The sequence below is a fragment of the Micromonospora sp. CA-246542 genome, from assembly GCF_050942905.1.
Classification (GTDB): Bacteria; Actinomycetota; Actinomycetes; order Mycobacteriales; family Micromonosporaceae; genus Micromonospora.
This window is the reverse complement of sequence record NZ_CP192040.1, coordinates 2,057,148-2,083,395: the sequence shown is the minus strand read 5'-3', so window position 1 is coordinate 2,083,395 and position 26,248 is coordinate 2,057,148. Positions and strand designations below refer to the sequence as shown.

Here is a 26,248-nt window from a genome sequence, read left to right as displayed (position 1 = left end):
TTCGGCGAACCACCGGCCGTGACCCGACCATCGCACCGGCGGCGGGTGTCCAGCCTCCCTCGGCGGGGTGATCCTTCCTCCCTCTTCCGAGGGCGCCGACGATCATCGCAGCCGATGTCCACACAGGACTTGAGGTGCGTCCCACCGAGTCACCGCAGCGCTTCCCGGGGGCACTCAAATTCTGCGACCCGCTGCTCCCAGTAACGGCGAGATCACCTGTAAGGTCATCGAGTCCCGCCCCTGACCTATCGCCTAGAACCTGGGGAGGTTCAGTTATGGTCACGCCTTCGGTGACCCCCCTGACGGTGTCCGCCGAGCGGGGACTGGCACGCAAAACTCTGCGAACGAGTTCTCTGGTGACGTTCGGCGCGACCGCGTCGTCTCCCATGGCCGTTCTCGTCGGCGGTATCGTCGCGACCTATGCGGCGACCGGCAATACCGGTGTGGCCTCCAGTTTCCTGCTCCTGACGGTCGTGATGCTCCTGTGGGCACCGGGGTACATCGCCATCGCCCGCTACGTGCAGCCCAGTGGAATCTTCTACACCGCCCTCGCCGCCGGCCTGTCCCGGCTCGTCGGGGTCGCGGGCGCGCCGGTCGTGCTCCTGGCCTACAACACCATTCAGATATCGCTGTACGGGCTGCTCGGTTCGGTGATCAGCGGCCTGGTCGGCGGGCCGTGGTGGGTCGGCGCGCTCCTCGCGTGGGCCATCGTCGCGGCCTTCGGTCTGCAACGCACCGGCGTCAGCACCGCCATGTTCGGCACCATCCTGATCGTCGAGATCACGTTGCTGCTGGTGTTCGTGCTGGTCGGACTGGCCCACCCGGCGGGCGGTCAACTGACCTTCGCGGCGTTGAACCCGACGCAGCTGTTCGACACCGGGGTGGTGGCCGGGCTCGCGGTCCTTCCCCTCGGCTTCGCCGCGTTCTTCGGCACCGAGACCATCGCCGCGTACGGTGCGGAGGCGCGCACCCCACGGGCGGTGTCGCGCAGCATCATCTACGTGATCCTGGGCCTGGGCCTGCTCTACGCGCTGTGCGCGTGGGCGATGGTGGCAACGGTGGGCGCCGACCGGGTCGTCGACCTGGCCCGCGACCCGGCGGCGCCGCTGCCGTTCGAGGTCTTCTCGGGCTCCCGCGCCGGTAGCGCCGGCGTGCTGCTGGTGGCGCTGGGTGGTCTGCTGCTGGTCAGCAGCGTCCTCGCGGCGATGATCAGCTTCCACAACAGCGTGGCGAGATACCTGTTCGCGCTCGGCAAGGACCGGCTGTTGCCCGCTCGCCTGGCGGCCATCCGCGAGGGAGGGTCGGGCGCGCCGCTGGGTGGCTCGATCACCCAGTCGATCACCGCTCTGATCGTCATCCTGCTGTTCGTGGTGAGCGGCGCCGAGGCGTTGACCATGTTCACCTGGCTGAGCAACATCGCCGCGATCAGTCTGATGCTCCTGATGACGGTGAGTTCACTAGCCACCGTCCGCTACTTCGCCCGTGGCGGCGGACGCAGCGAGTCGCTGTGGGCGCGGGCGATCGCTCCCACCCTCGGTGGTATCGCGATCGCGGTGATCCTGCTGGTCACGCTGGTCAACATCAGCGCCGCGCTCGGCACGCCACCCGGTTCCCACACCGCCTGGCTGGTGCCCGGAACGGTCGGCGCCTTCGTCGTCATCGGCGTGCTGTGGGCGATCAGCGTTCGGGCCCGCCGGCCGGACCTGCTCACCGGCATCGGGGAACGGGAGACCAACCCGACGCGGCAGGTCGACGAGGACCTGGGTCACCTCACGCTCTGAGCCCTCGTCCACACGTCGAGGCAGGCGGCGCCGCCGAAGCGGCGCCGCCTGCCTCGGGCCCTAGGCTGTCGTACCCCTGGTCGGGCTGATCCGCTGCGCGCCGAGGTGCACCAGCGTCGCCAACTGCGCGATCCCCGTCCAGATCGGAGCGTCGCCCGAATAGCTCTGCAACGGTCGCCACGACTCGTAGAGCGGCGTGGTGGACTGGATCAGCGGCCTCTCCCACGGATCCGTGGGCCGGTCGACGACGATCCGCGTCTCTTCGGGATCCATCATCTGGATGTAGAAGCGACCGGGAATCCGGTCCTCACCCTCCACCCGGCGCATCGTCTGCTCCCAGGTGCCGAGCGGACCGTCGAGCGAGCTGACCGCGAGCCCGATGAACGTCGATTCGGCGCTGATCCGCTCGTCGACCCGGTTGCACATCTGCGGGGGCTGACGCGGATCCAGACCCCCGTTGTCGAGGTAGTGCCGCGCCGTCTGCGCGAGGTCGTACAGCAGCCTGGGCAGGTGTGAGACGTCCTCGCCGGCCTTGTCGAGGCGCGTCGCCGCGCCCACCTCGAAGGCCGATCGATCCGCTGTGGACCCGATGACCGGCACGGCGTAGAGGAAGGCGAAGCCATAGGGGCACAGCGGGTTGCGCCGGCGCTGCGCCCACGCGTGCCGGCCGTGCATGGTGTTCATCAACCCGACCCGGCTCAACGCGGAGGATCGCAACGACGCCCAGATCCGCCGCGTCTCCGGATCGCTGACCGGGGGCGCGGTCGGCGACTCGCGGGTGGTCGGCGGCGGCTCCACCGGTGGCGGCGCGTACGCGGACGGCGTGGGCTGCCAGGGGACCGGCGGCTGCTGCTCGACAGCGGGCGACGGCATCGCGGTCGTGGGCGCCACCCAACCGTGGCGTCCGACCGCCGGCTCCGGAGGGAGGGACGGCTGGCTGCCCGAGTGCTGGTCCCAGGGGACCGCTGCCGTCCTTCCGGCACTCGCCGCCGCTCTCCAATCGTCGGCGCTCCTCTCAAAAGGATTCGAGCGCGTTCCCGGCCTGTCGTACGCCACGGTGTCAGTCCCTCCAAAGACGTCGCCACAGCCTCTCATCGCACACACACCGCGATCAACCATTCACCGCCAGTCGGCTTGATCGCGATTCGGAGACGGTTGCCTGTACGTCGGCGTCATGGTCCACTCTTCGCTGAGTCGCCTATCAACGGAGAGCCCGTGACCTCCCCCACAAGCGTTCCCGACGACCTTTCCCTCACCGCTGAGATCGAGCAGTTACGAGCCGCTCTGTCAGCGCGCAGGTCGATCGGCTTCCCGGCCGCGGTGGATATCGACTATGGACCCGTGACCTCCCTGTTCGGACTGTTGATCAATAATGTCGGTGACCCGGATACCGACCCCGACACCGGCCACACGAAGGCCTACGAGCGCAGGGTCATCGACTGGCACGCGAACCTCTTCGGCGCCCCGGCCGACGATCGATGGGGATACCTGACCAGTGGTGGCACGGAGGCCAACCAGGCGGCCATTCTGCTCGCCCGGGACCGGTTCGCCGGCGCGAGTCCCGTCCTCTACTACAGCCAGGCGACCCACGACTGGATCCGCAAGACCGCCAGCATGCTCAACCTCCCCGAGGTCGTCATCCGCACCGACGTCACCGGTGAGATCGACTACAACGATCTGCGCGGCGAGTTGGCCCGGCGCAGGGACCGGCCCGCCATCGTCGTGGCCAACGCCGGCACGACCGTGACCGAGGCGGTGGACGACCCGGCCCGCGTTCGTCGCGCCCTGTCCGAGCTGGCGATCCGCAACGCTCACCTGCACGTCGACGGAGCACTCGCCGGTGTGCCGTTGGCCCTGCTGCCGGACCGGCCGGTGGCCATCGACCTCGGCGGCGTGGTCGACTCCGTGGCCATCTCCTGCCACAAGTTCTACGGGACCACCATTCCGGGCGGTCTGGTGGTGACCCGCCGATCGCTGCAACGGGCAGCGCGGCGGATCTCCTACACCGCCACGACCGACAGCACCATCAGCGGCTCGCGCTGCGGCCAACTCGCCGTCCAGATGTGGTACGCGCTGCGACTGCTCGGCGAGGACGGACACCGTGAACGCGCCGAGCGCGCCCGCGAAACGGCTCGCTTCGCCCACTCCCTGCTGGCCAGCGTCGGCTGGCCCGCCTGGCGCAACGTCCACGCCTTCACGGTCTACTTCACGACACCCCCACCGCCGATCTCCCGCCGTTACGGCCTGTCGAACGCCGACGGCGGCATCAGCCACCTGATCTGCATGCCGGGCGTCACCCGCCAACAGATCGAGGCGCTCGCGGCCGACATCGCGACCGCCCGGGGCACCGAACAGCCCAGCCCGAGCCGCGGCGTCCGGCGACTCGTGCCGGTCGCGCACCTGCCCCTGGCCGCGGACCGGTCCTGATCGGCTACCACCGCCCACATCGGAGGGTGGGCGGTGGTAGCCGGCGAGATGTCCTACCCCTGCGTGGGGTCGTCGCCCGTGGTGGCGGCGCGCATCTCCTTGAGGACGAACTTGGCGGCCTTCTCCACCACGTCGATGCCGGCCTTCTGGCTGACGTGATGGTCGGAGAGCACGGCGATCAGCCAGTCGTGACGGGCCTCGACGATCCGTCCGATGCTGTTGACGAGCCAGCGACCGCCGTCGGCGTCCGCGGTGTCCCAGCCGTTCTTGACGTACACCGAATTGCCCGGCTCGCGCGCGGCGGTGACTCCCCACCGCTGCTCGGGGATCACCTTCTTCATGAGGCCCATGACGAAGGTGCGGTCCTGCGGCGTCAGCGGTCCCTTCGACGACGTCAGCGCCGTCAGCAGACGGATCTGGTCGGCGGCCGTGGTCGTGGTCGTCCCCCAGTGCTTGTTCGCCTTGGTCTCGCGCAGACCGAGTGTGCGGTTCGCGGCCGTGAGGCCGCGCGAGCCGTCGATCTTCTGCCACAGGGCCACCGCGGCGTCGTTGTCACTCGACACGATCATGGCTTCGGCCTGCTGTCTGGTTGCCGAGCTCAGGGCCTTACCGGGCGGTGTCTGCCGCAGCAGCAGCGCCGCGAGAATATTGACCTTGACGATGCTGGCGGTCTCGAAACGGGTGACGCCGGCCGTCACCGCGGCCGTACTCTGTCGATCCAGTGCCGCGACCGCGAGATGACCGTCGTACTTCTCGACGTAGGCCTCGATGCGTGCCCGCGCCGGTTTCAGCAGGTCGACGGCCGGCGTCGTCGGAACCGGACTGGCCGGCGAACGACCGGGTGGCGCGTCGGATCCGCCACCGTCCCGGGCGTGCGTCGTGCCGTAGGCGGCCGTCGCGACGCCGGCGAGAGACAGGGTAGCCGCGGAGACGACCCAGCGGCGTGGCAGCTTGCGACCTCCCCGCTCAGCCAAGACGGGCCACCGCCTTCGCCGCGATCGTATCCACCGCAGCCTGGTTGCCCAGGTCGGGCAGGCTGATAGTCGAGACCGTCTCGTCCCGTTTCACCATGACGAAGTACCTAGCGGTAGTTGGGGTGTCGGCATGCGCGATGCGGCCCCGGACGAGCAGACCGACACCGCCCAGATAGTGCGGGTCGATGATGTCGAACGAGACCCGTGATCCGTGAACCAGGTAGCTCGCGCATCGCCGGAGGACCGCACGGACGTCGTCGACATTCCGCTCGGCCCACCCGGGTTCGTACGTCTCCACGATGTGGTGGGCCGGCGACGACCCGTCCGGCAGCCGGTAGTAGCGCTCCACGGCAGCCCGTCGGTGCGACTTCGCGGTGTAGTCGCTGCTCCGGTAGTCGGGGCAGTCGTCCTGCTCCCACGGCCAGGGTGGCAGACCGGGCCGCGCGTCGTCCGCACGCCAACCCGCACCCAGGTCGCCCGCTCCCAGCAGCATGCTCAGGCCACTCCGCTCGACATTCACGGTCGGTGGCTCCTCGGGGCCGTCACCCGGCCCCCACCGCTGACACCCCGCGACCAGCACCACCAACGCCGACAGGACCAGCGGCACGAGCAGGGCCGGCACCCGGACCCCGCCGCGAACCGGGCCCCGGCCGGTCCTGCTGCTCGACACGGACACCGAACCTCCCACATACAGATGACTGCCATCGCAGGTCGCGGCGTCGCCACGGGTGCGCGGTGGCACCCCCGTCGCCGCCACGGGACAGACCCGGCCGATCAATGCCGCTCCTCGGCGAACAACTCGGAACGGGTCTCGCCGAGCAACTCGCGCAGCCGGCTGAGGGATCGCATGCTCTGGCTCTTCACGACGGCCGTGGAGACGCCCACGACCTCGGCGGTCGTCTCCACGCTCAGGTCGTCCCAATAGCGCAGGACGATGATCGCCCGGTCGCGCAGTGGCAGGGTGGCGACCGCGTCGAGCAACGTCATGCGCAGCTCAGCCGGATGCTCCTCGCCGTGGTCGGGCGGCGTCGACATCGCCAACTCCGTGCTGGAGCGACGCCGCTGCTGATCGATCACGCAGCGCAGCAGCACCTTGCGGGCGTACGCGTACGGGTCGTCGGCCCGTCGGACCCGCCCCCAGTTGGCGTACATCTTCGCCAGCGCGGTCTGGGTGAGGTCCTGGGCGAGATGCCAGTCGCGGCACATCAGGAACGCGGCGTCGCGCAGACGGCCCACGGTCGCCTGCGCGAATTCCACGAAGTCTTCGTCAGCCATTCGACCTGGCCATGGTGGGAAACCTCTTGGCGCCGTTCCGGACGTATTCGGCCGGCAGTTTCGTCCCCCAGGTCGGGTTGGCGGCGATCGCGATTGCCTCGTCCACGGACAGAACGGCGGGCGCGGGCGAACTCCCCTTGCCATCCCAGGCCAGACAGGTGGAGATCAGCACGTCGATCTGGAGGCCGTCCCGGTGATACACCGTGATCATCTTGTCCTGCACACAGTTGCCGGGCACCTCGGTCAACTCCACCGTCCCCGGGACCGGATCGCCGCCGAGGTGGTCCTGGTAGACGGCGAGCCGCACCATGCCGGGTCCGTCGCCCCGATCCAGGAAGATCTGGACGTACGGCATGCCGGGGCCCGCCCCGCTGCTCTCCAAATTCGCCTGACCGCTGGTCTCGCCCTTGGGCAGCAGCCGCATCAACAACTCCAGGGCGCCCTGCGGTGTGGTCGTCAGCAACGGACCGTCCGGCCCCGCCCCGATCCGCACGTTGTCGATCACCGTGGTGGTGGGAGTCGCCGACGTGGCCACTCCTGGGGCCTCGGCTGCGCCCGCCACGGACCCGCCGCCCGGGGCGCTGTCGGGGGTCTCCGCCGGGGACGGCGTCGGGCTGTCGACCGACCCACCCGGCGAACCGACGCCCCACGTCTCGGACTGACCCACCTGGTCGGCACCGCCGGTGAGCGGCCCGGCCGCCAGGCCGATCACGAGCAGCATCGCCAACGCGGATCCGCCCGCGCCGAACTGCGCCAGACGACGCCGACGGCGTAGTCGTCGACCCTGCACCACCGACTGCTCAACCAGGTCACCGAGCGGCGGGGCGACGTGTCGGGCCATTTCGTCCCGGAAGCGCCCACGTAGGTCTCCCACGTCCCTTACCCCTCCTTGGCCGACCGCCGGCCGTGACCAACCGTCACCCTAAAGACGGGCCGGCGGCCATTTTGGTCGCGCTTTTCCGGTACCAATTTCGGCTGTCGGCGGTGAGCTGGGTCGCACTTTCTCCATGTGGTCAGGCACTTCCGGAGAGTTACATCCCGCTCTCGAATTCCGGCAGAATGACCGGGTGACCGGAGACAGCAACGGCAAAGTCGATTTCAAGAAGTCCCTTGATGCTTACCGAGCGCAACGAGGCCGCTTCCGGATCATCGACGTGCCCGACATGCAGTACCTGATGACCGACGGTCACGGCGACCCCAACACCTCACCCGCTCTGGCCGACGCGATCGCGGCGCTCTACCCGGTGGCGTACAGACTGAAGTTCGCCAGCAAGCGGGACCTCAGGCGCGACTACGTCGTCCCGCCGCTCGAAGGTCTGTGGTGGGCCGAGGACATGGAGTCGTTCACCACGGCACGGGACAAGTCACGATGGAACTGGACGCTGATGCTCATGGTCCCCGGCTGGATCGACCAGTCCCTCTTCGCCACCGCTGTCGAGCAGGCCGGCGCGAAGCACCGACCGACGCGGCTCGACGACGTCCGCCTTCAGACGCTACGAGAGGGACGGTGCGTCCAGACACTGCACGTCGGTTCCTTCGACGACGAGGCGGCTTTGCTCACGCAACTGCACCACGGGTTCATCCCCAGTGAAGGACTTCGCATGGCGGGTCGGCACCACGAGATCTACCTCAGCGACTTTCGCAGGACCGCCCCCGACAAGCAGCGGACCATCCTCCGGCAGCCGGTCACCGTCAAGGCCCAGACGGCCGCCGGGCCGGGCGGCGTGACGCGCGTCGGGGGTTGACATTGCCGCATGTTGTGTCTCATCGTGTTGAGACAAGATTTGCGACGTACCGGGGTGAGTGTCATGCGCGAAGCGGATCATGCGGAAGCCGGACGGTGGCTCAGCCGGCACGGCCTGACCGACGTTGAGCCGACGCCGCTGCTCGCGACGCGACTGGCGGTACGGCGGCACGCGAAGCTCGCCGACAGCGTCCTGTTGGCCGCGTTCCTGATCGGCGCCGCGCTGACGCACGTGCTGAGCCGACTCGACGACGACACGTTCTCCTGGCCTCCGCTGCTGGTGCTCGCGGCGCTGGTGGTCGTACTGCTGACGGGGCAGTGGCTGCTCGGCTGGTGGGTACGGCGGGTCGACCGGACGGCCGGCGCGCGACTGTCCCGCCGGGTCGCCCATCCGGTCGAGCTCGGCTGGCCGGTGGTGCTCGGTCGGCCGCACGCCGCCTTCGCGCTCGCCACGTTCAGCGGCGCGGCGCTCCTCGCCCTGAGCGTGCTGCCCGTGCCGGACCCCGGCCTGCGGTACGGAGCGGCCGTCGTGCTGATCGGCCTCACCGGCGTCGGGGCTGGCATCGTCATGCAGCTACGCCAGATCCTGACGACCCCGGCCGTGGCCGAGGACGAGGCGTCGCTCACCGTCGACGTCATCATGCGGGTCGAGGACGCCCGCCACCTCGTCACCCCGAGTCTCGTGTGGTCGCTGCCGGCCATCTTCCTGTACGGGGAGTCGCTCGGCTGGTGGAACGCCGTCTCAATAGCCCTCGTGCTGGCGGGCGTCTGCGCGCTCGGCCTGATCGAGCACCGGACCACGGACGTGGGGACGACGGCTCGGCGGGCCATGGCGCTCCGATGATCGTCATCGACGCGGCCTCACCGACGCCGCCGTACGAGCAGCTCCGGGCCCAACTCGCGAGGCAGATCCAGGGCCGCACGCTGGCCGTCGGCACCAGACTGCCGACGATCCGCCGGCTCGCGGCCGACCTTGGTCTCGCCGTGAACACCGTCGGACGGGCGTACCGGGAGCTGGAGGACGCCGGGCTCATCGAGACCCGCGGGCGGGCCGGTTCTTTCGTCTCGGCCGGCGGTGAGCAGTCCCTCGAACAGGCCCGCCGCGCCGCCCACGACTACGCGGCCGTCATCGCCCGCGTCGGCATCGACACCACCGAGGCGATCCGGATCGTCAAGGCGGCACTGGGCCAGGCCGCGAGGCCATGACTTCCCGGGCGGACCGGTCTGCCGGTGCGGCCGGGAGCACGCGCCCGAGGCTCCTCCCGCGCACCCCGCGGCGGGTTACTGCTCGGCAACGGGTCGGCTGTGCACCACCAGCTCGCCGATCTCCAACCGGCCGACGCGCAGCTCCCGCACGACCGCGCGGCGGACAGCCAGCCGTCCGATGACCAGCGCTCCGACGGCCACTGCGCCGACAGCCAGCGCCCCCAGAGCCAGGGCGCCGAGCGACGCCGCCCCCGCCGCCCGCGCGCCGGTGGCCACCGCGCCCGTCGCCACCGCGCCGTCGACGCGCGTTCCGGTCAACCGCTTCAGCCGAGTCTCTCGCTTCATCGCTCCATTGTCCGCGTACCTCCGACCGAACGGTGCCCACACACCGCGGGTGTCACCCAGAGCACCGGTCCTCGCCCGGCGAACGGGACCGTCGCCCGCCACCACCAGGGTCGGCCGATGACCGCGCACGAGAGCGCCACCGGTCACCCGGGCACCGCTGGTCAGGGCGGGAGGGGCCGGCGAGCGGTCCGCCAACCCCTCCCGGTCGGGTCACCGTCCGTACAGCTCGAATTCGTGCAGCGAGAATCCGTACGAGGTGGCCCGCTTGACGCCGTACACCCGCACGTAGCGGGCCGTGACCGGAGCGAAGGTGGCGTTGTCGACGCCGCCGTTGCCGGCGGTGGTGGCGAACACCGGCGTCCAGGAGCTGCCGTCGCCGGAGACCTCGATCCGGTACGAGGTGCCGTAGGCCGACTCCCAGCGCAGCACCGCCCGACTGACGGTGCGGGCCGCGCCGAGGTCGACGCGGAGCCACTGGTTGTCGTTGTAGCTGCTGGCCCACCGGCTGCTCAGGCTGCCGTCGACAGCCTTGTCCGGGGTGTAGCTGGTGAGGAACTGGGTGCTCGACGCGGTCGCCGGGCGGCCCTGGGCCAGGTTGGTGACGTCGTCACCCCGGCGTGCCGGGAACGAGACGACCTGCTGGTAGGTGGGACGGTTCTGCCAGGCGATCACCGGGTGGGTGATGCCGCCGAGCCCGGAGTGCGCGATCGAGTCGGCGCACCACTGGTCACCGGCACCACAGGACTTGTCGCCGGGATAGACCGTGGCGGTCGGCAGCGCGGCGGCCTGGCCGAGCGTGTCCAACAGGGACTGTCGGCACGCGCCGAGGTTGCCGTTGCCGCAGTACGCGCGGCCCGGCCCGCCGGCGACGGGATCGCCGAGCACCGTACGCAGGTCCTTGTCGACGTAGCCCCACCAGCCGTGCTGGAACGACGAGCCCTTGTGCGCCTGACCTTGCGACGCCCAGCTCGCGGTACCATCACGCCCGCCGTTCTGGCCGCCCGACGGCGCCTCGTTGACCTCGATGGCGTCGACCAGCGCGGCGTAGAGGTCCGGACCGAGGCCGGGCCGGAACTCAGCCGAGGCCAGCAGCGGCCACCAGGCATCGAAGATCCGGATCGCGTCGGCGTGCTGGTAGACCTTGGAGCCGGGGGCTGTCTCGACGCGGCGGGCGCCCGCCTGCTGCCAGGCGCGCAGCTTGCCCACCGCGTCGGCCAGCGCCGGATCGGTGACCGGCGTGCTGTCCAGCACCCGCAACATCTCGCCGAGGACCTGCTGGCCGCGCAGGTCGGTCACCGCCGCGTCCGCCATGATCTTGACGACGTCGGCGCGGCCGAGCTTGCGCTGGGAGATCGCCGTCCGCACCGGTCCGTCGAGCAACTGAACCCGGTGTACGGAGCCGAAGCTGAAGTTTCCGTCCGCCGCCCCGAAGTCCCGCGCCTGCTTGTTGTTCCAGCTCACGTAGTAGTCCTGGTTGACCGACTGCGGGTGGGCCGACGCCGGCGTGTACGTGGCGTCGTTGGTGTCGGGATTCCAGCCGGCCCACTCGTACGCCGGCTCGGCCTTCGCCGGGAGGTTGGGGTCGGTGACGGACGACCGGACCGGGTTCGAGCCGGAGTTGAAGTACGCGGCCTCGGTCGAGTTGACGTAGAACCAGTTGAACGCGTATCCGACGCTGGCGGCGGAGTCCTGGAAGGCCGCCGCGCTGCCCATCGCCGCCGGGTCGTTGAAGGCCTGGAAACCGATCGCCGAGTCGGCCTCGTGCCGGTAGGTGGAGCGCAGCTTGGTGAACGCGGTCGGTTGCCCGTTCACCAGTCCCCGGTAGGAGACCAACCCGTACCTGGTGCGCAGCGCGCGCAGGGTGTACGAGCCCGCGGGGGTGGAGTCCGCCAGCGTCGGCGACCAGGAGTTGCGCTGCTCCAACGCCTCCATGGCGAGGCACTGCCCGTGGTAGAGGTAGCGGTTGGACCGCAGCGTCGGCGCGGTGCCGTCGGTGGTGCACAGCGGCACGGCGTACGTGTCGGTGAGGTCCTGGGAGGCGGAGGTGGCGCTCCATGCGTAGTCCTGGCCGCGACCGAGCAGCACGTAGAGGTTCAACCCGGCGAACGCGGCCCCTCGCGCGCTGATGCCCGGCCCCTGCAACTCCTGGAGCATGAGCAGTTGCGGGGCGAAGTAGCCGGTCTGCGGACCGAACACGGCGACGGGGTTACCGGTGGTGGTGTGCCGTCCGGAGACCACGACAGCGTTGGACATGCCGTGTGCGCGCAGGTTCGCCAGCCCGCCGATCAGCTCCTTGGTAGCGGCGCTCGCGCCGGTGCGGGAGGCGGCCCCGCCGCTGGCGTCGTGGGCGAGCGGCTCGGCGACCACGGTTCCGGCGTCGGGGAGCACCGCGCTGGTCGCGCCCGGAGGCGTCCCCCCGTACGGGAAGCTCTGCCCGTCGTGCAGGGTGAGAACGGTCTCCGGGTCGTTCTGCGACCGGAACGCCGCCCACACCTTGTCGCCCTCGGTCACGCCGTACCTGGCCCGGGCGGCCACCCGGACCAGGGCGGACTGGATCTCACTGCCGCCACCCCCGCCGAACAGGCCACCGATCACGCCGGCGGTGGCGATCAGATCGGTCATGGTGAAGTGCTTCGGCTTGCCCGCGCCGGCGAGCACGTACTCACCCGGGTAGTTGTCGTCGGCGATCGACCTGTCGATGTAGGCGTTGATGCCGGCGATGTAGTCCACCACGTCGGTGTAGAGCTGCTGACCACGGGCGCCCTTGGTGCGCAGCGCGTCCACCTGGGCCTGGAGGTCCGCCTCGGTGTACGGGGAGTTGGCCCAGACGCTCTGCTCCAGCTCCCGGTTGCCGGGCGCGCCGCCGGCGAACGAGCTGACGTTGCCCCGACCGACGTGCCGCAGCAGGTCCATCACCCACAGCCGGTCCTGCGCACCGGCGTAGCCGGCGCCGAACATCGTGCCGCCGCGGGTGGTGCCGGTGACGTGCGGGACGCCGGTGGCCTTGTCCCGCACGATGGTCACGTCCGCGCGCGGCGAGACGGTGCTCTCGACCTGCGCGGCCGGCACGCCGAACGAGGCGTCGTTGTAGAACTGGGCGATCTGCTCGTCGGTCAGCCCGGCGTAGTTGTAGACCAGGTTCGCGTACTCGTCGAGCTGATCGCTGGAGTGGGCGGGGCGGGTGCCGAGCGCCTGGTGCGCCAGGATGGCGACGAGCGTGGCGTTGCCGTTCTGTCCGGGCGGCAGGATGTCGGAGCACTGGCCGAGGCAGTAGTCGTTGGCGGCGAACGTGGTGGCGGCCAGCGCCGGTGACGGCGGGGTCACCGTCAGGACGCTCGCGGTGAGGGTGGCGGCGGTGAACGCCGCGAGCCGGGTGCGGAGTGCGGGACGGGGCATGGCGATCCTCCGGGGACGCGGAGTCGGGCCGTTCGGTGCGCCCGGCTTCCGGTGCCGACGTCTCGCCCTCCGCGCCGGGCGCCGCACCCGGAGGTGAGAATGACTCACATCGATCCCGGGCAATGATCGGCGCTGAACCGTCGTTAGGGATACCCATCGTTCACCAACCGCGAATGCCGACGTTTCGTCACCCGAGTCGGTACGACGCCGCCCAGCGAAGTAGGTAGTTCTTGCCGATGTGCGGCGATTGCCGTCTTGGCACGATCGCTTCTGCCGGGTGTGGATCCAGCTGGTCGCGCATGCCCGGCGTTGTCGACCGTCAGTGACCGCGGAGAGGCTTCACGATGAAGAACATGACAGACGCCGAGGAGGCCGGCGTTGACGCGTCGGCCCCGGTGCTCAGCCGGCACAGCATCACGGTGAGCGCGTCGGCGGAAACCGTGTGGCGGATCCTCACGGACATCGACGCCTGGACGACCTGGCTGCCGGAAATCCCGTACGCACGCGTCGAGACGCCGGGTCCGCTCGCGCCGGGCTCCGTGTTCCGCTGGTCCGCCGCCGGCATGGAGATCGAGTCGACCATCCTTGCCGTACGGCCGCAGGAACGCCTCGTCTGGCGGGGATATGGCAATGGGCCGGACGGCGTGCTCGGCATCCACGTCTGGACGCTCACTCCGACCGACGAGGGCGCGCAGGTGTCGACCGAGGAATCCTTCGCCGGCCCACCCGTCGACGCCGACCCCGCACCGTTCCAGGAGGGCCTGGACGCGACCCTCGCCGGTTGGCTGGAGCGCCTCAAGCACACCGCCGAGGAGGCGACCGCCCGATGAGGAACCGTGTGGCTGCCCTCGCGGCGGCGGTGATCGCGGCCGGTCTCGTGGGCGTCGCAGGTGCGCCGGCCGAGGCCGGGCGTGCCGGCGGCCCGGACCGCGGGCTCCTGCAATGCGCGGGCGGGACCGTCGACAGCGCGGCGAAGATCCGCTACCGGTCGGAGCGAATGATCGACGCCCCGTTGCGGACCGTCTGGAAGATCCAGACCGACGTGGAACGCTGGCCGACGTGGCAGAAGCCGGTTCTCTCCAGCAAGCGGCTCGATCGTGGCCCACTGCGTCCCGGGTCGTCGTTCCGCTGGACGACGCCGGTGCCCGAGACCGCGCTGAATCCCGCCACGACCCTCGTGGTCACGTCCACCGTCCGGCAGCTTCAGCAGCAGAGGTGCCTTCGGTGGAACGGGCCGGCGATCGGCACCGGGTTGACCATCGACGAGGGCGTGCACGTGTGGACGTTCACCGAGGTCGACGGCCGGGTTCTGGTGCGTACCGAGGAGACGTGGCGCGGTGCGCAGGTGGAGCAGGACGTCAACTTCTCCACCACGGCCCTCAGTGGAGGTCTGGAGACGTGGCTGACGGAGCTGAAGACGCTCGCCGAACGCGAGTGTGAGCGGCCGGGCGCCCGGCGCTGATGTGAACCAGCGGCCCCGCCGGTCCGGTACCGGCGGGGCCGTTCGTCGCCCGAAGGCCGGTCAGCGCAGGAGTTCGCGCAACTGCCGGCGTGAGGTGATGCCCAGCTTCCGGTAGAGGTTGCGCAGGTGGGCGTCGATCGTCCGCGGGCTGACGAAGAGCAGCGCGGCGACCTCCTTGGTGCCCGCACCAGAGGCGACCTTGCGGGCGACGAGTAGTTCCCGCGCGGTCAGCCCCGCGAGCGGATCGGCGTCGTCGGCCAGACTCGGTTCGCCGAGGGCATCCAGTTCGCGGGCGGCACGGGCGGCGAACCCGCGTGCGCCGATGGTGGAGAGCAGATCGTGCGCGGCGTGCAACTCCACCCGTGCGTCGCTGCGACGACCGATCCGACGCAGCCACTCCCCGTACAGTAGGCGGGCGCGCGCGTAGTGGACCCGCATCCTGCTGTCGGCGAACCGGCTGATCGCCGCACGGTAGTGGTCCTGCGCGCCGAGCCCCGGATCGAGCAGCGCGCACGCCAGCAGATGCGCACCGGTCGTCCACGCGTTCGGGTTGACCCTTGCGACCTCCCCGATCCACCCGGCCGATTCCTCGGCCTCCTCGGGACGGCCGACGTACGCGGCAGCTTCGACCAGCTCATGGTGGAAGGCGCTGACGGTGTACGCGCCGCGCCGGTGCTGGTCCCGCACGAGCAGCAACGCGTCGAGCGCCGCCTCGTGGTCGCCGCCGCCGTTGCAGAGCACGCCGTTCGCGTAGTGCAACGCGGTGGGATTAACCCCGACCTGGCCGTGCAACGTCTCCCAGATCTCCCGGAACCAGCCGACGTCGCCCCTCCAGGCAGCGAGCATCAGGTCGGACCCGACGAGGTTGGACGTCCCGGCCGCCTCGTCGACCGCACGCGCCTCGATGATGCAGACGTGCGCGTCGGCGAAGCGGCCCACGATCGTCCGGGCGACCGCCTGGAACCGCAGCGCGTGGGGAAGGATCGCGTAGGCGCCCTGCGCCCGGGCGAGCTCCACCTGACGGTCGGTGATTTCCTCCATGGCGTCGCTGTCCCCGAGGTCGATGCTCAACACGCAGGCGCGTTCCATCCACCACGGATTCGGGTCGGGCGTGCGGGCATGCTCCAGAAAGGCGTCGACAGCGCGGCGCATCACGGGCACCGCCTCGTCCACCGGACGGAGGTTCTGTTCGACGAACGCCTGCAACAGCAGGTCGACCGGACGTGGCGGCTGACGCTGGGGAGTCCGCTCCCGGATGTGCAGGGCGAGCCGTCGCAACCTCCCGGGCTCGTCGACGCTGAACATAAGCGATGCGAAGGCTTCCAGGTAGGTTTCGCGGACCTCGTCGGGCCCCGCGCCGTCGGCCGCGTCGATGAGGGCGATCGTCGCCGGAATACTGCGCGTCAGGTGATAGTCGATCGTCGCGCGCAGCAGTCGTGTCGCGCTGGAGTCGGCCGATTCCGGCTGGAGGCGCTCGGCCTCGTCCACCAGTTCCCGGGCGGCAGAGGGTGCTCCCGAACCCAACCGCGCCCGCGCCGCGGCCAACAACCGGCGGGCCTGCCGCGACCGGCCCGGTGTCAGTCGGGCCGCGCGCTCGAGGAACGCGGCCACGGCCGCGAGGCCCCCGCGGCGCTGTGCCCGTCCGGCCGAACGTTCGAGTTCTGCCGCGATCTCCTCGTCCGGGCCCGTGATCGCGCCTGCCCGGTGCCAAGCGCGACGGTCGGGGTCGATCTCGGCGTCCGTCGCGGCGGCGAGTGCCGCGTGTGCCTGCCGTCGCGCCCCGGCACTGCTGGATCGGTATACAGCGGAACGCGCCAACGGATGCCGGAAGTGCACCCGGGGCCCGGCCACCAGGAGGCCGCTGTCCTCGGCCGCAACCAGGTCTGCAACGTCGAGGCCCTGGATCGCCATGGCCCGCCGCAACAGTACGAGGTCACCTGTCGGCTCTGCGGCGGCCAGCACCAGAAGCGAGCGCGTGGGCGTCGGCAGCCGCAGGAACCGATTCACGAACCGGTGCTCCACGGTTCCGTGCCCGGCGTCCCCGGGCAGTCCGAACGGGCCGGCGTCGCGGGCGAACTCCACCAGCGCGAGAGGGTTGCCGGCCGCTTCGGCGAGGATCCGTTGCACGATCGCGGGTTCGTGGCCCAAGGGTGTCCGGTACCGCAGCAGCGTGAGGGCCTCCGAATCGGTGAGCCCGTCGACGGCAAGGGTGGGTAGGCGACGGAGTTCCGACACCGAGGCGGCGTCGCGGGCGGCGAAGACCATGGCGACCCGCTCCGCCGCCACCCGTGCCGCGACGAAGGCCAGTACCTGCCGCGAGCCGGCGTCGACCCACTGCGCGTCGTCGACCACGCAGAACACCGGCCCACGCCGGGCTGCGGCACTCAGCAGGCCCAGAACAGCCAGGCCGACCAGCATCGGAGTCGGCGTGATCCCGGCGTGCAGCCCGAACACCGTGTCGAGCGCGCGCCGCTGCGGTGCGGGCAGCCCGCCGCGGTGGTCGAGCACTGGCGCACACAACTGGTGCAGGGCCGAGTAGGGCAGTTCGCTCTCGAACTCGATCCCACCGGCGCGCAGCACCTGCCATCCGTCGAGCTGTGCGGCGGCCTCGTCGACGAGCGTGGACTTGCCGATTCCCGCGTCACCCACAACGAGCATCGCTCCACCGCGGCCGCGCGCCGCGGCGACCGTCAGCGAAGCGATCTCACCCAGCTCTGCCTCTCGCGCGACGAGGGTCCCCGGCCTGATATCGAACAGATGGCGGGTAACGGCGCCAGCTCCCATCGAGTTGTCCGGCCTCGCCGATGGTATCCACAGCAGTGCGCCGATCGGGCCGACCGCCGGGTCCGGCCGCCGCTCCTACGAGGGCAACTCGAACAGTTCCAACTGGATGCCGTCGGGGTCACGCAGGTAGAGGATCTTCGTCCCGGCCAGCGCCCCCGCCTCGACACCGTCGCCGTCCTGGAGCACGACCGGATCGGCGTTGACGTGCACGCCTCGCTCCACCAGGTCGCGGTGCGCCGCGTCCAGGTCGTCGACCTCAAAACACAGGTGCATCACCCCAACGTCAGAGTTGCGCCCGGTGAAGGGCCTCGGCTGAGGGCTGTCGTACTGGATGAGTTCCAGCAGGACGTTGTCACCGGCCAACGCGAACGACGCCCGCATCGACGCGTTCTCGACCTCCACGACAGCACCGATCGCCGGGTTCGTCGCCGAGATCGTCACGCCGTTCGGGGCGATGCCGAGCACGTCCTCGTACCACCTCACCGACCGCGCCAGATCACTGACCGGCACTCCGATGTGATGCATTCTGGTCACTCTGCTCATGATCCCCATCCTCAGGGTCCGAGACGCCTCCGGGGAAGGCACAGGTCTTCCGCGTACCGCTGGTACCACCCAGCTCCCGCGGCGGATGGCGGATCATGTGGTGATGAGTGATCTCGGAGCCGCGCTGCGGACCTGGCGCGATCGCACCGACCCGGCGTCGGTCGGTCTCGCGAACGCATCCCCCCGCCGCGTCGCCGGGCTGCGGCGAGGCGAGCTGGCGGCACTGGCCGGCATCTCCCCCGAATACGTGGCACGCCTCGAACAGGGGCGGGCCGGCACGCCATCGGCGCAGGTGTGCACCTCTCTGGCCCGCGCGTTGCGACTCTCCGACGACGAGGAGGCGCACCTCATGCGCCTTGCCGGCTTCGCCGCGGCCCCGGACCGGATACCCCGCCTGATCCCCGCCAGTTTGCACCGCGTCATCGACCACCTCGGCGACACCCCGGCGGCCGTCTACGACGCCGTGTGGCGGCTGCTGCACTGGAACCGGCTGTTCGCGGCCGTCTTCGGCGATCCCACGGGCGCAACGGCTGACGATCGCAACGCGCTGATCATCCAGTTCGAGTGCCGGAACCCGCGGGTCCGCCAGAGCGACACCGAGCGCGCCTACTTCGAGCAGTCGTTGGTGGCCGACCTGCGGGCCACCAGCGCCCGCTATCCGAACGACCCCGACGTGGCGGCGTTGATCTCGCGCATGGCCGGCAACGACAGGTTCCGCCAACTCTGGGCCCTTCGCGCGGTGGCCAACCACGAAAGCGCCCACAAGACCGCCGTACACCCGGACGTGGGCGCCATCCCGCTGGACGCCAACGTCCTGACCACTCAGAACACCGACCTGCGCCTCGTCGTCCTCACCCCTCGGCCCGACACCAGCGCTCGCGAGAAGCTGGATCGACTGGGCTGAGGTTACCGGCGCTCAGTCACGCGCTTCCCGTGCGACGAGCGCCTCGATGCCGTCCAGGAGCAGGCCGAGCCCGAAGGTGAAGTCGGCATCGTCGATCCACTCCTCGGCGATGCCCAGTGCACTCGCGCCGATGGCCGAGGTCAGCTCCGGGTAGGCGTCCGCGTCGAGTACCTGCCCGAGGATCTCGCCGTACTCGGCCAGCCCGGCGATCGAGTCGTCGGTGGCGGCCGGGCCGGCGCTCAGCGCGTGGGCTAGGGCCGCCTGCTGGGCAGCGTAACCACTGAGAACGGTGGCGATGTTGATCCGTGCGCCGTAAGCGAGCCCGGTACCGGCGAGCGCGGCGAGCGCGCGGTCCAGCCAGCGCAGCAACCGGGGCCCGGTGGGCGGGGTGCGCTGGTCGAGCGCCAGCAGCCACGGTCGGGCGAGCAGGAAGTCGCGGTTGGCGCGCGTCCAGTCGAACAGGTAGTCGCGCCAGGCGCGCCCGTCCAGCGCGGGCGGCTCGGGCGCTGCGGCGTCAGCCATCATGACCAGCAGTTCGTCCTTGCTGCCGACGTAGCGGTACAGCGACATGGCGGCCACCCCGAGCTGGCTCGCGACGCTGCTCATCGTCACCCCCGCCAGACCCTCACGGTCGGCGATCCGGATCGCGGCGTCGACGATGCTGCCCAGTTCGAGGCTGGGCCGAGGGCCGTGCCGGGAGTTGGTCTCACGACCCCACATCCGGGCCACCACTGCCGGAAGCCTCCGTTCCGCCACGTCCGAATCTCCTCGCTCTTCACCCGGGGGTCTTGCCTGCACTCTAGATCTCAGGGACTCTGTATTTCGTACGCTGTAGCTGATACGGAGATGGAGACCGTGATGACCACGCGGGTACCGGGCGGACGTCTTCACGACGTCGACGCGATCCGAGGGTTCGCCCTCCTCGGCATATTCGCTGTCAACGTCACCTTCATGGCCTCCGGCTATCCGGGGAACCTGGTGACCGATCCCGACTTCACCTCGGGCCTCGACGACGCCGTCCGCACGTTCTCCTCGGTCTTCGTCGACATGAAGTTCTACGTGCTGTTCTCGTTCCTCTTCGGATACAGCTTCACCCTCCAGATGACCGCGGCGAGCAGGGCCGGCGCGGCGTTCCCAGCGCGCATGCTCCGCCGAATCGGTGGCCTCTTCGTCCTCGGCGCCCTGCACACCGTCTTCCTGTACGGCGGCGACATCCTCACCACGTACGCGGTGGCGTGCCTCGCGCTGCTCCTGCTGCGAAAGGTGGCCGACCGTACGGCACTTCGGATCGCGGCGGCGCTCTACACACTCGTGCTGATCAGCCTGGTCGCCAGCGCGCTCCTCGTGGACCGCTCGGCGTTCCTGCCCGGCGAGGCCGAGGCGCTGGCCAACGGCGAGGAGGCAACCCAGGCACTGCTCGGCGGTTGGACGGCGAACATCGGCGAGCACCTCGCCGGCCTGCCCCTGCTGGTGCTCCAGGCGGTCACCCTGCAGGGCCCGACCGCCCTGGCGCTGTTCCTGCTCGGCATGGTCGCCGGACGCCGGCAATGGCTGAACCGGGCCTGGGGCAACGAGCCGGTGCTGCGCCGGATCCAGTGGATCGGCTTTCCGATCGGACTGGTCGGGGCGGCCGTCTACGCGGCCAGCGGAGGCAACGGCAACACTCTCGGCGTCGCGGCCAGCGTTTCGACCGCGCCGCTGCTGGCCGCCGCCTATGTGGCGACGCTGCTACGGATCATGCACAACCCTCGTACGTCGGTGGTCCGGGCGGCGCTCGCCCCGGCCGGCCGGATGGCCCTCACCAACTACCTCGCCCAGTCGGCGGTCGGCCTGATCGCCTTCACCGGCATCGGCTTCGGCCTCGCCGGGACGTTCTCACCGCTGGCCCTCTTCGCCTTCGTCCTCGCGGTGTTCGCGGCCCAGTTGGCGGCAAGCGCGTTCTGGCTGCGGCGGTTCCGCTACGGGTCGGTCGAGTGGGCGCTGCGCTGGCTCACCAACGCCCACCGCCCAGCCTTCGTCGCCCGAACCGATCGTGTGCACGATGTCGAGGACGGCGCACGGCGGCCCGATCACGCGTCCTCGGCGTAGCGGACGGCGTACCTGTGCAGCGTGACGCCCTCGGCGAAGGAATCCTGCTCGATCAGGTCCAGCTGCACCGATCGCTCCAACTCGTCGAAGAGTGGCCGACCCCCACCGAGGACGACGGGGTGTGTGAAGATCAGAAGCTCGTCCAGCAACCCCGCGCGGAGCAGATGGGTGGCGACCGTGGCGCCGCCGACACCGATGTCGCCGTCCTGCTCCTCCCGGTACCTGGCGAGCAGCTCGACGGCGTCGCCGCCCGAGCCGAGGGTCCGGGTGTTGTACCCGGCCTCGGTGCGGGTGCGGGACACCAGCACCTTGGGCTTCGTCGTCCAGATCTCGCCGTACTCACGCATGAAGTCGGGCAGTTTCTCGTCCGTGCGCGCGGCCGGCCAGAACCCCTCCATCGTCTCGTAGATCGTGCGCCCCTGGACCATCGACGTCAGCGCGCGGGCCCGGGCGTTGAACTCCCGGTGCAGCGGCTCGCCGATGCGCAGCCAGTTCCCGGCACCCTCCTCGCCCGGGGCATGCTCGATCCTCAGATCGAGAGAGACGTTCATCCAGTACACGAAACGGCCCGACACGTAGCCTCCCGGTGATCGCGGTCTGCACCCACCTAACCCGACGTTGGCGAGTCCTCGGCAGATCCCGCCAGGCGTTTCCTGAACGCGCGGTACACGGGAGTGCCCGGCAGGCCGTCGTGGATGGCGAACACCACGTGGTCGAACCGATCGACCACGTGCAGAGCGTCGGCGAACGCTCCGGCCACGGCAGCGGGATCATTGCGGAACACCCCGCACCCCCAGGCGCCCAACACGATCGACCGATGTCCGTGCGCGGCGGCGACCTCCAGAACCCGCCGCGCACGCCGGGCCAGCACGGCCGGCACGTCCGCCGCGTGCGCCGGCTGGTTGCGCACGATCGCGCCGAGGTTCGGCGCCGCGGCGGTCAGGAACGACGTTGGGTACGGCTGTTCGAGCAGGTTCCCCCTGTCGTCCCGGAACACCGGCACCAGCGGGGAGTAGATGATCCGGTCGCTGTAGCGCAGATCCTGCTGTGCACGGTGGAACGCGTAGAACTCCGGCACGGCACGAAGGCACGGGTAGAGCGCCGATGAGCGCGCGATGCTCTCCTCCTGGGCCTGCGCCCCACCCAGGAAGCCGCCACCCGGGTTCTTTGCCGACGCGAACACCAGGCACGCCGCACCGGGCCCGAGCCGGTACGCCGCCTGCAACGTCGACTCGTGCGTCACCTCCACCGTCGCGGTGCCGGGCGCCGCGTCCCGCGCCTCGAACACCTCGTCGGGTAGGTGATGACGAGTCCCGGCGACCGCGGCGCGTACCGCCTCCCCGACGACGACCTCGATGCCGTTGCCATTGCGATAGCGTCCCGACTCGACGATCGCGACGGTCTGCCGGGCAATCTCCCGAAGCCGGCCGCTCACCGGTCCACCCGCGGGATCGGAAGACGAAGGGGGGCCACAGCCAGCAGGCTAGGCAGGGACCGCAGCCGCCCACAATCGGATTTCGGGATCACGCTCGATACCCGTAGGCGAGGCTCACAGGGGTGACGGATCGTCGCGCAACCGGCTGTAGAGCCAGCCGTCCCGCCAGGCGCCGGCCCGGAACTCGCAGGCCCGCACGACCCCCTCCAACTGGAAGCCGGCCTTCTCCAGCGACCGCTGCTCGGCGACGTTCTCGGCGTGGGTGCTGGCCTGGATGCGCTGCGCCGGTGTATGGCTGAACAGATAGTCGCAGAGCAGCGCCTGCGCCCGCCAGCCGATGCCCTGACCGCGCCACTCGGGCAGCAGCACGATGCCGATCTCCCAGTAGGGTGCCCGGCCTCCGTACTGGCGCTGGAGGTAGCTGAGGTAACCCGCCCGCGCGTCGGCCGCCGGCTCGACCTGCACGACCAGGCCACCGGTCCGCTCGCCGAGGTAGCCGTCCTCGGCGAACCGACGGGCCGGCGCGGCGGCGTCCCGAAAACCAGCCCAGTCGAGCCCGATCAGCCCGGGTTCGACCGCGAACCGGCGCAACATCTCCAAGTCGTCCTCGGCCACCGGGCGCAGCCGTACGGTCGATCCGGAAGCCTGGTGCACGACCCCGACCACCTGCGGCTCAGAACTGGTCACCCTGGTAACCGTAGCGACGGGCCGGGCGACCCGCTGTCCCTAGGTCAGGCCGACCGCCGTCAGCTCGCGAGGTGGCCGGTTGCCCCAAGCAGTGCCCGGGTGAACCGGTTGAGGCCGACACTCCGCAGCCGCGCCGGGTTGAACCAGCCCAGTTCGCAGATCTCCTCCTGGTCCGGGGCGGGTGTCCCGTCCACGATCACCGCCTCGTAGACGGCGGTGACGTACGCGACCTGGTCACCGTTTGAGTAGGTCACCTCGTAGTCCGTACCGCCCAGCACATCCAGCAGCCGCAGCCTGCCGATCTGGACGCCGATCTCCTCACGGACCTCACGCACGGCCGCCTGGGCCGGCGATTCACCGATCTCGACCGCACCGCCCGGCACACCCCACCTGTCCGGGCTTCCGGTGTGGCGTACCAGCAGGAGCCGCCCGTTCTCGTCGACGACGAGAACCGACACCGACGGCAACTGGATCAGCTCGGGGCCGATCACGGCCCGCAGCCGGGCCAGGTGCGCGGAAATGGCCATCAGCGCGCGAACGGATCTGCCGGCAGGTCCGGTAGCGGCGGGGCGTCGCTCGTCTCGTCGACGACGGTGATCTGCCAGTTGACGAGTGTGGGCGCCGCCAGCCGGCTCACGCGCCAGGCGAGGACGCCGACGGCAATGACGAGCGCCACCGCCCCCGCAACGAGCAGCCACTGCCACGGTGACAGCCGATTGTCGGCGCGCGGAGGCGGTTGCAGGTTCTTACGCCGGAATACCCAGATCGGAGGCCCGATCAAAGCCACGACAGCACCTCCTGGGCAACGCTGGCGGTGGACTCGACCATCGCCGGATCGGCGACTCCGTAGGCCTCGTAGTCGACGAGCACCCCGTAGGTGCCGAGGCACACCGAGAAGTGGATACGCCGGCCGGTCTCGCTGTCACCCGAGAGGTAGTAGAGAGCACTGTCACCGAGCGCGAACGGGTGATTCCTTCTGTTCAGGGCCGGCTGCAGTCCACCAAGGTCCAGGCAACGCGGACCACGGCCTTCGAATCGGCCGTACCGTCCGAGTGACACCCACAGCGAGGTACGTGGAGCCCTCGTTTCGGACACGCTCTTGACCCGGCAGTAGTTCGAGCGGATGGCCGACCCGTTCTGCTCGGCCGCCTCCGGGGGACCGTGCCCGGGAACGAGACGATCGAACACCTCGGACCGGATGAGCGGGCAGACCGCGGGCGGCGCAGGCGGATCGACCGTCGCACTCCGCCAGCCCAGCCAACCGCCGACGGCCACCGAGAGCAGGACGCAGACGGCCACCGCCAGGACGCTCACCCAATGTCCCCGCCGCATACCGGCAGTGTGACCGGACGCCGCAAATCCACCATCGATACGCCGAGAGCTCCGCGACTGCGCCGTCCGCCGCTAGGCTCAGCCGCCTCGAAAACCTGACGAAGGACGGTTGTCGTGCCAGCCACTCCCCTGTCGCCCGATGCGCCGATGCACGAGGGCCAGCTCACGGTCTCACTCGACGTGGTGCGTGAGCTGGTGGACACGCAGTTCCCCGAGTGGCGGGGCCTGGCTCTCCAGCGCGTCGCCTCCCAGGGGACGGTCAATGCCATCGTCCGTGTCGGGGAGCGGTTGACGGCCCGATTCCCCCTCCAACCTCATGAGGTCGACGTGGCACAGGCCTGGCTGGAACGCGAGGCGGAAGCGGCCCGAGAGCTGGTGGGCCGTACGCGATTTCCCACTCCCGAGCCGGTCGCCATCGGCAAGCCGGGCAGCGGCTACCCGCTTCCCTGGTCGGTCCAGACCTGGATACCCGGAGTCGTTGCCACCGACGAGGACCCCGGGGACTCGGTCGCGTTCGCGCACGATCTCGCCGAGTTCGTCGACGGCGTGCGAGCCATCGACACACGCGGCCGCACGTTCACCGGCCCGGGTCGCGGTGGCGAGCTGCCAGCACACGACGAGTACCTGGAGGACTGCTTCCGGCACAGTCAGACGTTGCTGGACGTCCCCCTGCTCCGCCGGTTCTGGGAGGTGATGAGGGAACTGCCGCGGGGCGACGCCCCGGACGTGATGAACCACGGCGATCTCATACCCGGAAACGTCCTGGTCTGCGACGGGCGGCTGGCCGGGGTTCTCGACGTGGGTGGGCTGGGCCCTGCCGATCCTGCCCTCGACCTCGTCGGCGCCTGGCACCTGCTGGAACGGGAGCCACGCCAGGCGTTCCGGAAGCGACTCGACTGCGACGATCTCGAGTGGGAGCGCGGTAGGGCGTGGGCCTTCCAGCAGGCGATGGGACTGGTCTGGTACTACCACCGGACCAACCCGACGATGAGTCTGATCGGCCGACGCACCCTCACGCGCATCAGCGCCGACCCACCGGCAGCCTGAGCATCGTCCGCCTCCCGTCCCGGGCGCGGTGATCGGCCGGTCTGCGCGGCCGACTCGTCACGACCTGGCGCCGCCGTTGAGCAGTCTCCAGTGGCCTTCGGAGATGACGTCGACGGCCCCGTCGACCACCGTGATGGCGGTGTTGTCGTCGATGGCGTAGGTCGGGACCGGGATACCGGCCGCCCACTTCTCGATGGCGGACAGTGTGGTGTCCGGCATGTCCGGATGATCGAGGTGGGGGTAGAGCGTGAAGTCCACCAGGCCAAGCGCCTGTTCGGCGCCCTGCGCCATGTCGCTGCCGTCCGGAACGAACTGACTGTCGAATTCGGCGTCGCAGTTGTACGGGGTGACCGCGATGCTCCCGGCGCTGACCCCCACATAGACCGTGTCACTCAGCGAGGGCAGGAGGTCGGCCAGGCCCGACTGGCGCAGCCAGTAGGTCAGGTACAGCACGTCGCCGCCCCAGACGAGGAGGGCGTCGGCCTCCCGGACCGCCGGGACCCAGTTCTCCTGCCGAATGGTCGGCAGCGCCGTGAGTTCCAACATCCCCAGGGACTTCCAACCCAGTTGGGTCAGCGGGATCGAAGCGTGGCCGTGGACCGCCTTCCACGCTTTCTCGGCCCCACCGGGGAAGGGGTGAACGCCGGTCGGGATGAACAGGGCCGTGGACTCGGCGATCGGCTTGCCCAGCAGGTCGACGAGCGCGTCGGAGATGCTCGGGTTACTGATGCCCCCCGACGTGAGAAGGAACTTCATGACATCAGCCCTCCTGGTCGTCACCTGACAACGATCATATTGCCCACGCGGACCGGCGACCG

General features: G+C 70.1%; 27 protein-coding genes. 10 read left to right on the top strand and 17 right to left on the bottom strand.

The genetic code is table 11. The features are described 5' to 3' along the window. Positions 1-356: 356 nt before the first annotated feature. Positions 357-1,781, top strand: a complete 1,425-nt coding sequence (locus tag ACQP0N_RS09895; RefSeq protein WP_355052926.1) for an APC family permease — start codon at positions 357-359, stop codon at positions 1,779-1,781. Between the two features lie 60 nt (positions 1,782-1,841). On the opposite strand, the gene ACQP0N_RS09890 is transcribed toward ACQP0N_RS09895, so the two are convergent. Then, positions 1,842-2,672, bottom strand: coding sequence for a hypothetical protein (locus ACQP0N_RS09890; protein ID WP_433119334.1), 831 nt, complete (start codon positions 2,670-2,672; stop codon positions 1,842-1,844). Positions 2,673-3,122: 450 nt separating this feature from the next. Here ACQP0N_RS09890 and ACQP0N_RS09885 point away from each other — a divergent pair, with 450 nt between their 5' ends. Then, positions 3,123-4,208: an aminotransferase class V-fold PLP-dependent enzyme gene (locus tag ACQP0N_RS09885; protein ID WP_433119332.1), complete on the top strand. Its 1,086-nt coding sequence runs from the start codon at positions 3,123-3,125 to the stop codon at positions 4,206-4,208. A 53-nt stretch (positions 4,209-4,261) separates the two neighbouring features. Here ACQP0N_RS09885 and ACQP0N_RS09880 read toward each other — a convergent pair whose 3' ends face one another. From ACQP0N_RS09880 to ACQP0N_RS09865, 4 genes are all read right to left on the bottom strand, one after another. Further along, on the bottom strand, positions 4,262-4,906 hold the full coding sequence (locus tag ACQP0N_RS09880; RefSeq protein WP_433119330.1) for a serine hydrolase: 645 nt from the start codon (positions 4,904-4,906) through the stop codon (positions 4,262-4,264). Between the two features lie 268 nt (positions 4,907-5,174). After that, positions 5,175-5,852 carry a hypothetical protein gene (locus tag ACQP0N_RS09875; RefSeq protein ID WP_433119328.1) on the bottom strand — a complete coding sequence of 226 codons (678 nt, stop codon included), beginning with the start codon at positions 5,850-5,852 and terminating at the stop codon, positions 5,175-5,177. 104 nt (positions 5,853-5,956) lie between these two features. Continuing rightward, complete coding sequence (locus ACQP0N_RS09870; RefSeq protein WP_433119326.1) at positions 5,957-6,457, bottom strand: SigE family RNA polymerase sigma factor; 501 nt, start codon at positions 6,455-6,457, stop codon at positions 5,957-5,959. After that, on the bottom strand, positions 6,450-7,331 hold the full coding sequence (locus ACQP0N_RS09865) for a hypothetical protein (protein WP_433119324.1): 882 nt from the start codon (positions 7,329-7,331) through the stop codon (positions 6,450-6,452). The genes ACQP0N_RS09870 and ACQP0N_RS09865 overlap by 8 nt, the downstream gene beginning before the upstream one ends. A gap of 193 nt (positions 7,332-7,524) precedes the next feature. Between ACQP0N_RS09865 and ACQP0N_RS09860 the strand changes: the two genes are divergently transcribed. The 3 genes from ACQP0N_RS09860 to ACQP0N_RS09850 all read left to right on the top strand — a co-directional run bounded on the left by ACQP0N_RS09860 (position 7,525) and on the right by ACQP0N_RS09850 (position 9,407). Beyond that, the gene (locus tag ACQP0N_RS09860; protein ID WP_433119322.1) at positions 7,525-8,202 is read left to right on the top strand and encodes a GyrI-like domain-containing protein; all 678 of its coding nucleotides are present in this window, start codon (positions 7,525-7,527) and stop codon (positions 8,200-8,202) included. Positions 8,203-8,265: 63 nt separating this feature from the next. Further along, the gene (locus ACQP0N_RS09855) at positions 8,266-9,045 is read left to right on the top strand and encodes a hypothetical protein (protein ID WP_433119320.1); all 780 of its coding nucleotides are present in this window, start codon (positions 8,266-8,268) and stop codon (positions 9,043-9,045) included. Then, positions 9,042-9,407: a GntR family transcriptional regulator gene (locus ACQP0N_RS09850; protein ID WP_355052935.1), complete on the top strand. Its 366-nt coding sequence runs from the start codon at positions 9,042-9,044 to the stop codon at positions 9,405-9,407. Before ACQP0N_RS09855 ends, ACQP0N_RS09850 begins: the two co-directional genes overlap by 4 nt. A 75-nt stretch (positions 9,408-9,482) precedes the next feature. On the opposite strand, the gene ACQP0N_RS09845 is transcribed toward ACQP0N_RS09850, so the two are convergent. Together ACQP0N_RS09845 and ACQP0N_RS09840 are read right to left on the bottom strand one after the other, a co-directional pair. Next, entirely contained in the window at positions 9,483-9,752 is a 270-nt protein-coding gene (locus ACQP0N_RS09845) for a hypothetical protein (protein ID WP_355052936.1), read from the bottom strand. 210 nt (positions 9,753-9,962) lie between these two features. Next, positions 9,963-13,148, bottom strand: coding sequence for a penicillin acylase family protein (locus ACQP0N_RS09840; protein WP_433119317.1), 3,186 nt, complete (start codon positions 13,146-13,148; stop codon positions 9,963-9,965). Positions 13,149-13,492: 344 nt separating this feature from the next. Between ACQP0N_RS09840 and ACQP0N_RS09835 the strand changes: the two genes are divergently transcribed. Both ACQP0N_RS09835 and ACQP0N_RS09830 read left to right on the top strand, forming a co-directional pair. After that, positions 13,493-13,978 carry an SRPBCC family protein gene (locus tag ACQP0N_RS09835; protein WP_433119315.1) on the top strand — a complete coding sequence of 162 codons (486 nt, stop codon included), beginning with the start codon at positions 13,493-13,495 and terminating at the stop codon, positions 13,976-13,978. Continuing rightward, complete coding sequence (locus ACQP0N_RS09830) at positions 13,975-14,610, top strand: SRPBCC family protein (protein ID WP_433119313.1); 636 nt, start codon at positions 13,975-13,977, stop codon at positions 14,608-14,610. Before ACQP0N_RS09835 ends, ACQP0N_RS09830 begins: the two co-directional genes overlap by 4 nt. A gap of 60 nt (positions 14,611-14,670) precedes the next feature. Here the strand turns inward: ACQP0N_RS09830 and ACQP0N_RS09825 are convergent, their stop codons facing one another. Together ACQP0N_RS09825 and ACQP0N_RS09820 are read right to left on the bottom strand one after the other, a co-directional pair. Beyond that, a complete protein-coding gene (locus tag ACQP0N_RS09825; RefSeq protein ID WP_433119311.1) occupies positions 14,671-17,394 on the bottom strand; it encodes an AAA family ATPase in 2,724 nt (907 codons plus the stop codon). A gap of 75 nt (positions 17,395-17,469) precedes the next feature. Continuing rightward, positions 17,470-17,919: a VOC family protein gene (locus tag ACQP0N_RS09820; RefSeq protein WP_433121537.1), complete on the bottom strand. Its 450-nt coding sequence runs from the start codon at positions 17,917-17,919 to the stop codon at positions 17,470-17,472. 121 nt (positions 17,920-18,040) lie between these two features. On the opposite strand from ACQP0N_RS09820, the gene ACQP0N_RS09815 reads away from it, so the two are divergent. Further along, positions 18,041-18,841 carry a helix-turn-helix transcriptional regulator gene (locus ACQP0N_RS09815; protein ID WP_433119309.1) on the top strand — a complete coding sequence of 267 codons (801 nt, stop codon included), beginning with the start codon at positions 18,041-18,043 and terminating at the stop codon, positions 18,839-18,841. A 12-nt stretch (positions 18,842-18,853) separates the two neighbouring features. On the opposite strand, the gene ACQP0N_RS09810 is transcribed toward ACQP0N_RS09815, so the two are convergent. Further along, entirely contained in the window at positions 18,854-19,597 is a 744-nt protein-coding gene (locus ACQP0N_RS09810) for a TetR/AcrR family transcriptional regulator (protein ID WP_433119307.1), read from the bottom strand. A gap of 102 nt (positions 19,598-19,699) precedes the next feature. Here ACQP0N_RS09810 and ACQP0N_RS09805 point away from each other — a divergent pair, with 102 nt between their 5' ends. Next, positions 19,700-20,929, top strand: coding sequence for a DUF418 domain-containing protein (locus ACQP0N_RS09805; protein WP_433119305.1), 1,230 nt, complete (start codon positions 19,700-19,702; stop codon positions 20,927-20,929). Here ACQP0N_RS09805 and ACQP0N_RS09800 read toward each other — a convergent pair. From ACQP0N_RS09800 to ACQP0N_RS09775, 6 genes are all read right to left on the bottom strand, one after another. Further along, positions 20,911-21,480 (bottom strand): dihydrofolate reductase family protein, encoded by a 570-nt coding sequence (locus ACQP0N_RS09800; protein WP_433119303.1) that lies wholly within the window; start codon positions 21,478-21,480, stop codon positions 20,911-20,913. The two genes, ACQP0N_RS09805 and ACQP0N_RS09800, sit on opposite strands and share 19 nt — an antisense overlap. Before the next feature lie 56 nt (positions 21,481-21,536). Then, positions 21,537-22,364, bottom strand: coding sequence for a TIGR02452 family protein (locus tag ACQP0N_RS09795; protein ID WP_433119301.1), 828 nt, complete (start codon positions 22,362-22,364; stop codon positions 21,537-21,539). Between the two features lie 114 nt (positions 22,365-22,478). Beyond that, entirely contained in the window at positions 22,479-23,051 is a 573-nt protein-coding gene (locus ACQP0N_RS09790; RefSeq protein WP_433119299.1) for a GNAT family N-acetyltransferase, read from the bottom strand. 59 nt (positions 23,052-23,110) lie between these two features. Further along, complete coding sequence (locus ACQP0N_RS09785; RefSeq protein ID WP_433119297.1) at positions 23,111-23,578, bottom strand: NUDIX domain-containing protein; 468 nt, start codon at positions 23,576-23,578, stop codon at positions 23,111-23,113. After that, positions 23,578-23,838, bottom strand: a complete 261-nt coding sequence (locus ACQP0N_RS09780) for a hypothetical protein (protein ID WP_433119294.1) — start codon at positions 23,836-23,838, stop codon at positions 23,578-23,580. The genes ACQP0N_RS09785 and ACQP0N_RS09780 overlap by 1 nt, the downstream gene beginning before the upstream one ends. Continuing rightward, a complete protein-coding gene (locus tag ACQP0N_RS09775; protein WP_433119292.1) occupies positions 23,829-24,365 on the bottom strand; it encodes a hypothetical protein in 537 nt (178 codons plus the stop codon). Before ACQP0N_RS09775 ends, ACQP0N_RS09780 begins: the two co-directional genes overlap by 10 nt. 132 nt (positions 24,366-24,497) lie before the next feature. Between ACQP0N_RS09775 and ACQP0N_RS09770 the strand changes: the two genes are divergently transcribed. Then, complete coding sequence (locus tag ACQP0N_RS09770) at positions 24,498-25,430, top strand: aminoglycoside phosphotransferase family protein (protein WP_433119290.1); 933 nt, start codon at positions 24,498-24,500, stop codon at positions 25,428-25,430. A gap of 57 nt (positions 25,431-25,487) precedes the next feature. Here ACQP0N_RS09770 and ACQP0N_RS09765 read toward each other — a convergent pair whose 3' ends face one another. Further along, positions 25,488-26,186 (bottom strand): Type 1 glutamine amidotransferase-like domain-containing protein, encoded by a 699-nt coding sequence (locus ACQP0N_RS09765; protein ID WP_433119288.1) that lies wholly within the window; start codon positions 26,184-26,186, stop codon positions 25,488-25,490. Positions 26,187-26,248 lie beyond the last annotated feature (62 nt).

Coding starts and splice junctions, on each gene's coding strand:
- ACQP0N_RS09870 (WP_433119326.1), bottom strand. CDS start 6,457: ATGGCTGACGAAGACTTCGTGGAATTCGCGCAGGCGACCGTGGGCCGT.
- ACQP0N_RS09855 (WP_433119320.1), top strand. CDS start 8,266: ATGCGCGAAGCGGATCATGCGGAAGCCGGACGGTGGCTCAGCCGGCAC.
- ACQP0N_RS09850 (WP_355052935.1), top strand. CDS start 9,042: ATGATCGTCATCGACGCGGCCTCACCGACGCCGCCGTACGAGCAGCTC.
- ACQP0N_RS09845 (WP_355052936.1), bottom strand. CDS start 9,752: ATGAAGCGAGAGACTCGGCTGAAGCGGTTGACCGGAACGCGCGTCGAC.
- ACQP0N_RS09840 (WP_433119317.1), bottom strand. CDS start 13,148: ATGCCCCGTCCCGCACTCCGCACCCGGCTCGCGGCGTTCACCGCCGCC.
- ACQP0N_RS09835 (WP_433119315.1), top strand. CDS start 13,493: ATGAAGAACATGACAGACGCCGAGGAGGCCGGCGTTGACGCGTCGGCC.
- ACQP0N_RS09830 (WP_433119313.1), top strand. CDS start 13,975: ATGAGGAACCGTGTGGCTGCCCTCGCGGCGGCGGTGATCGCGGCCGGT.
- ACQP0N_RS09825 (WP_433119311.1), bottom strand. CDS start 17,394: ATGGGAGCTGGCGCCGTTACCCGCCATCTGTTCGATATCAGGCCGGGG.
- ACQP0N_RS09820 (WP_433121537.1), bottom strand. CDS start 17,919: ATGCATCACATCGGAGTGCCGGTCAGTGATCTGGCGCGGTCGGTGAGG.
- ACQP0N_RS09815 (WP_433119309.1), top strand. CDS start 18,041: ATGAGTGATCTCGGAGCCGCGCTGCGGACCTGGCGCGATCGCACCGAC.
- ACQP0N_RS09805 (WP_433119305.1), top strand. CDS start 19,700: ATGACCACGCGGGTACCGGGCGGACGTCTTCACGACGTCGACGCGATC.
- ACQP0N_RS09800 (WP_433119303.1), bottom strand. CDS start 21,480: ATGAACGTCTCTCTCGATCTGAGGATCGAGCATGCCCCGGGCGAGGAG.
- ACQP0N_RS09785 (WP_433119297.1), bottom strand. CDS start 23,578: ATGGCCATTTCCGCGCACCTGGCCCGGCTGCGGGCCGTGATCGGCCCC.
- ACQP0N_RS09765 (WP_433119288.1), bottom strand. CDS start 26,186: ATGAAGTTCCTTCTCACGTCGGGGGGCATCAGTAACCCGAGCATCTCC.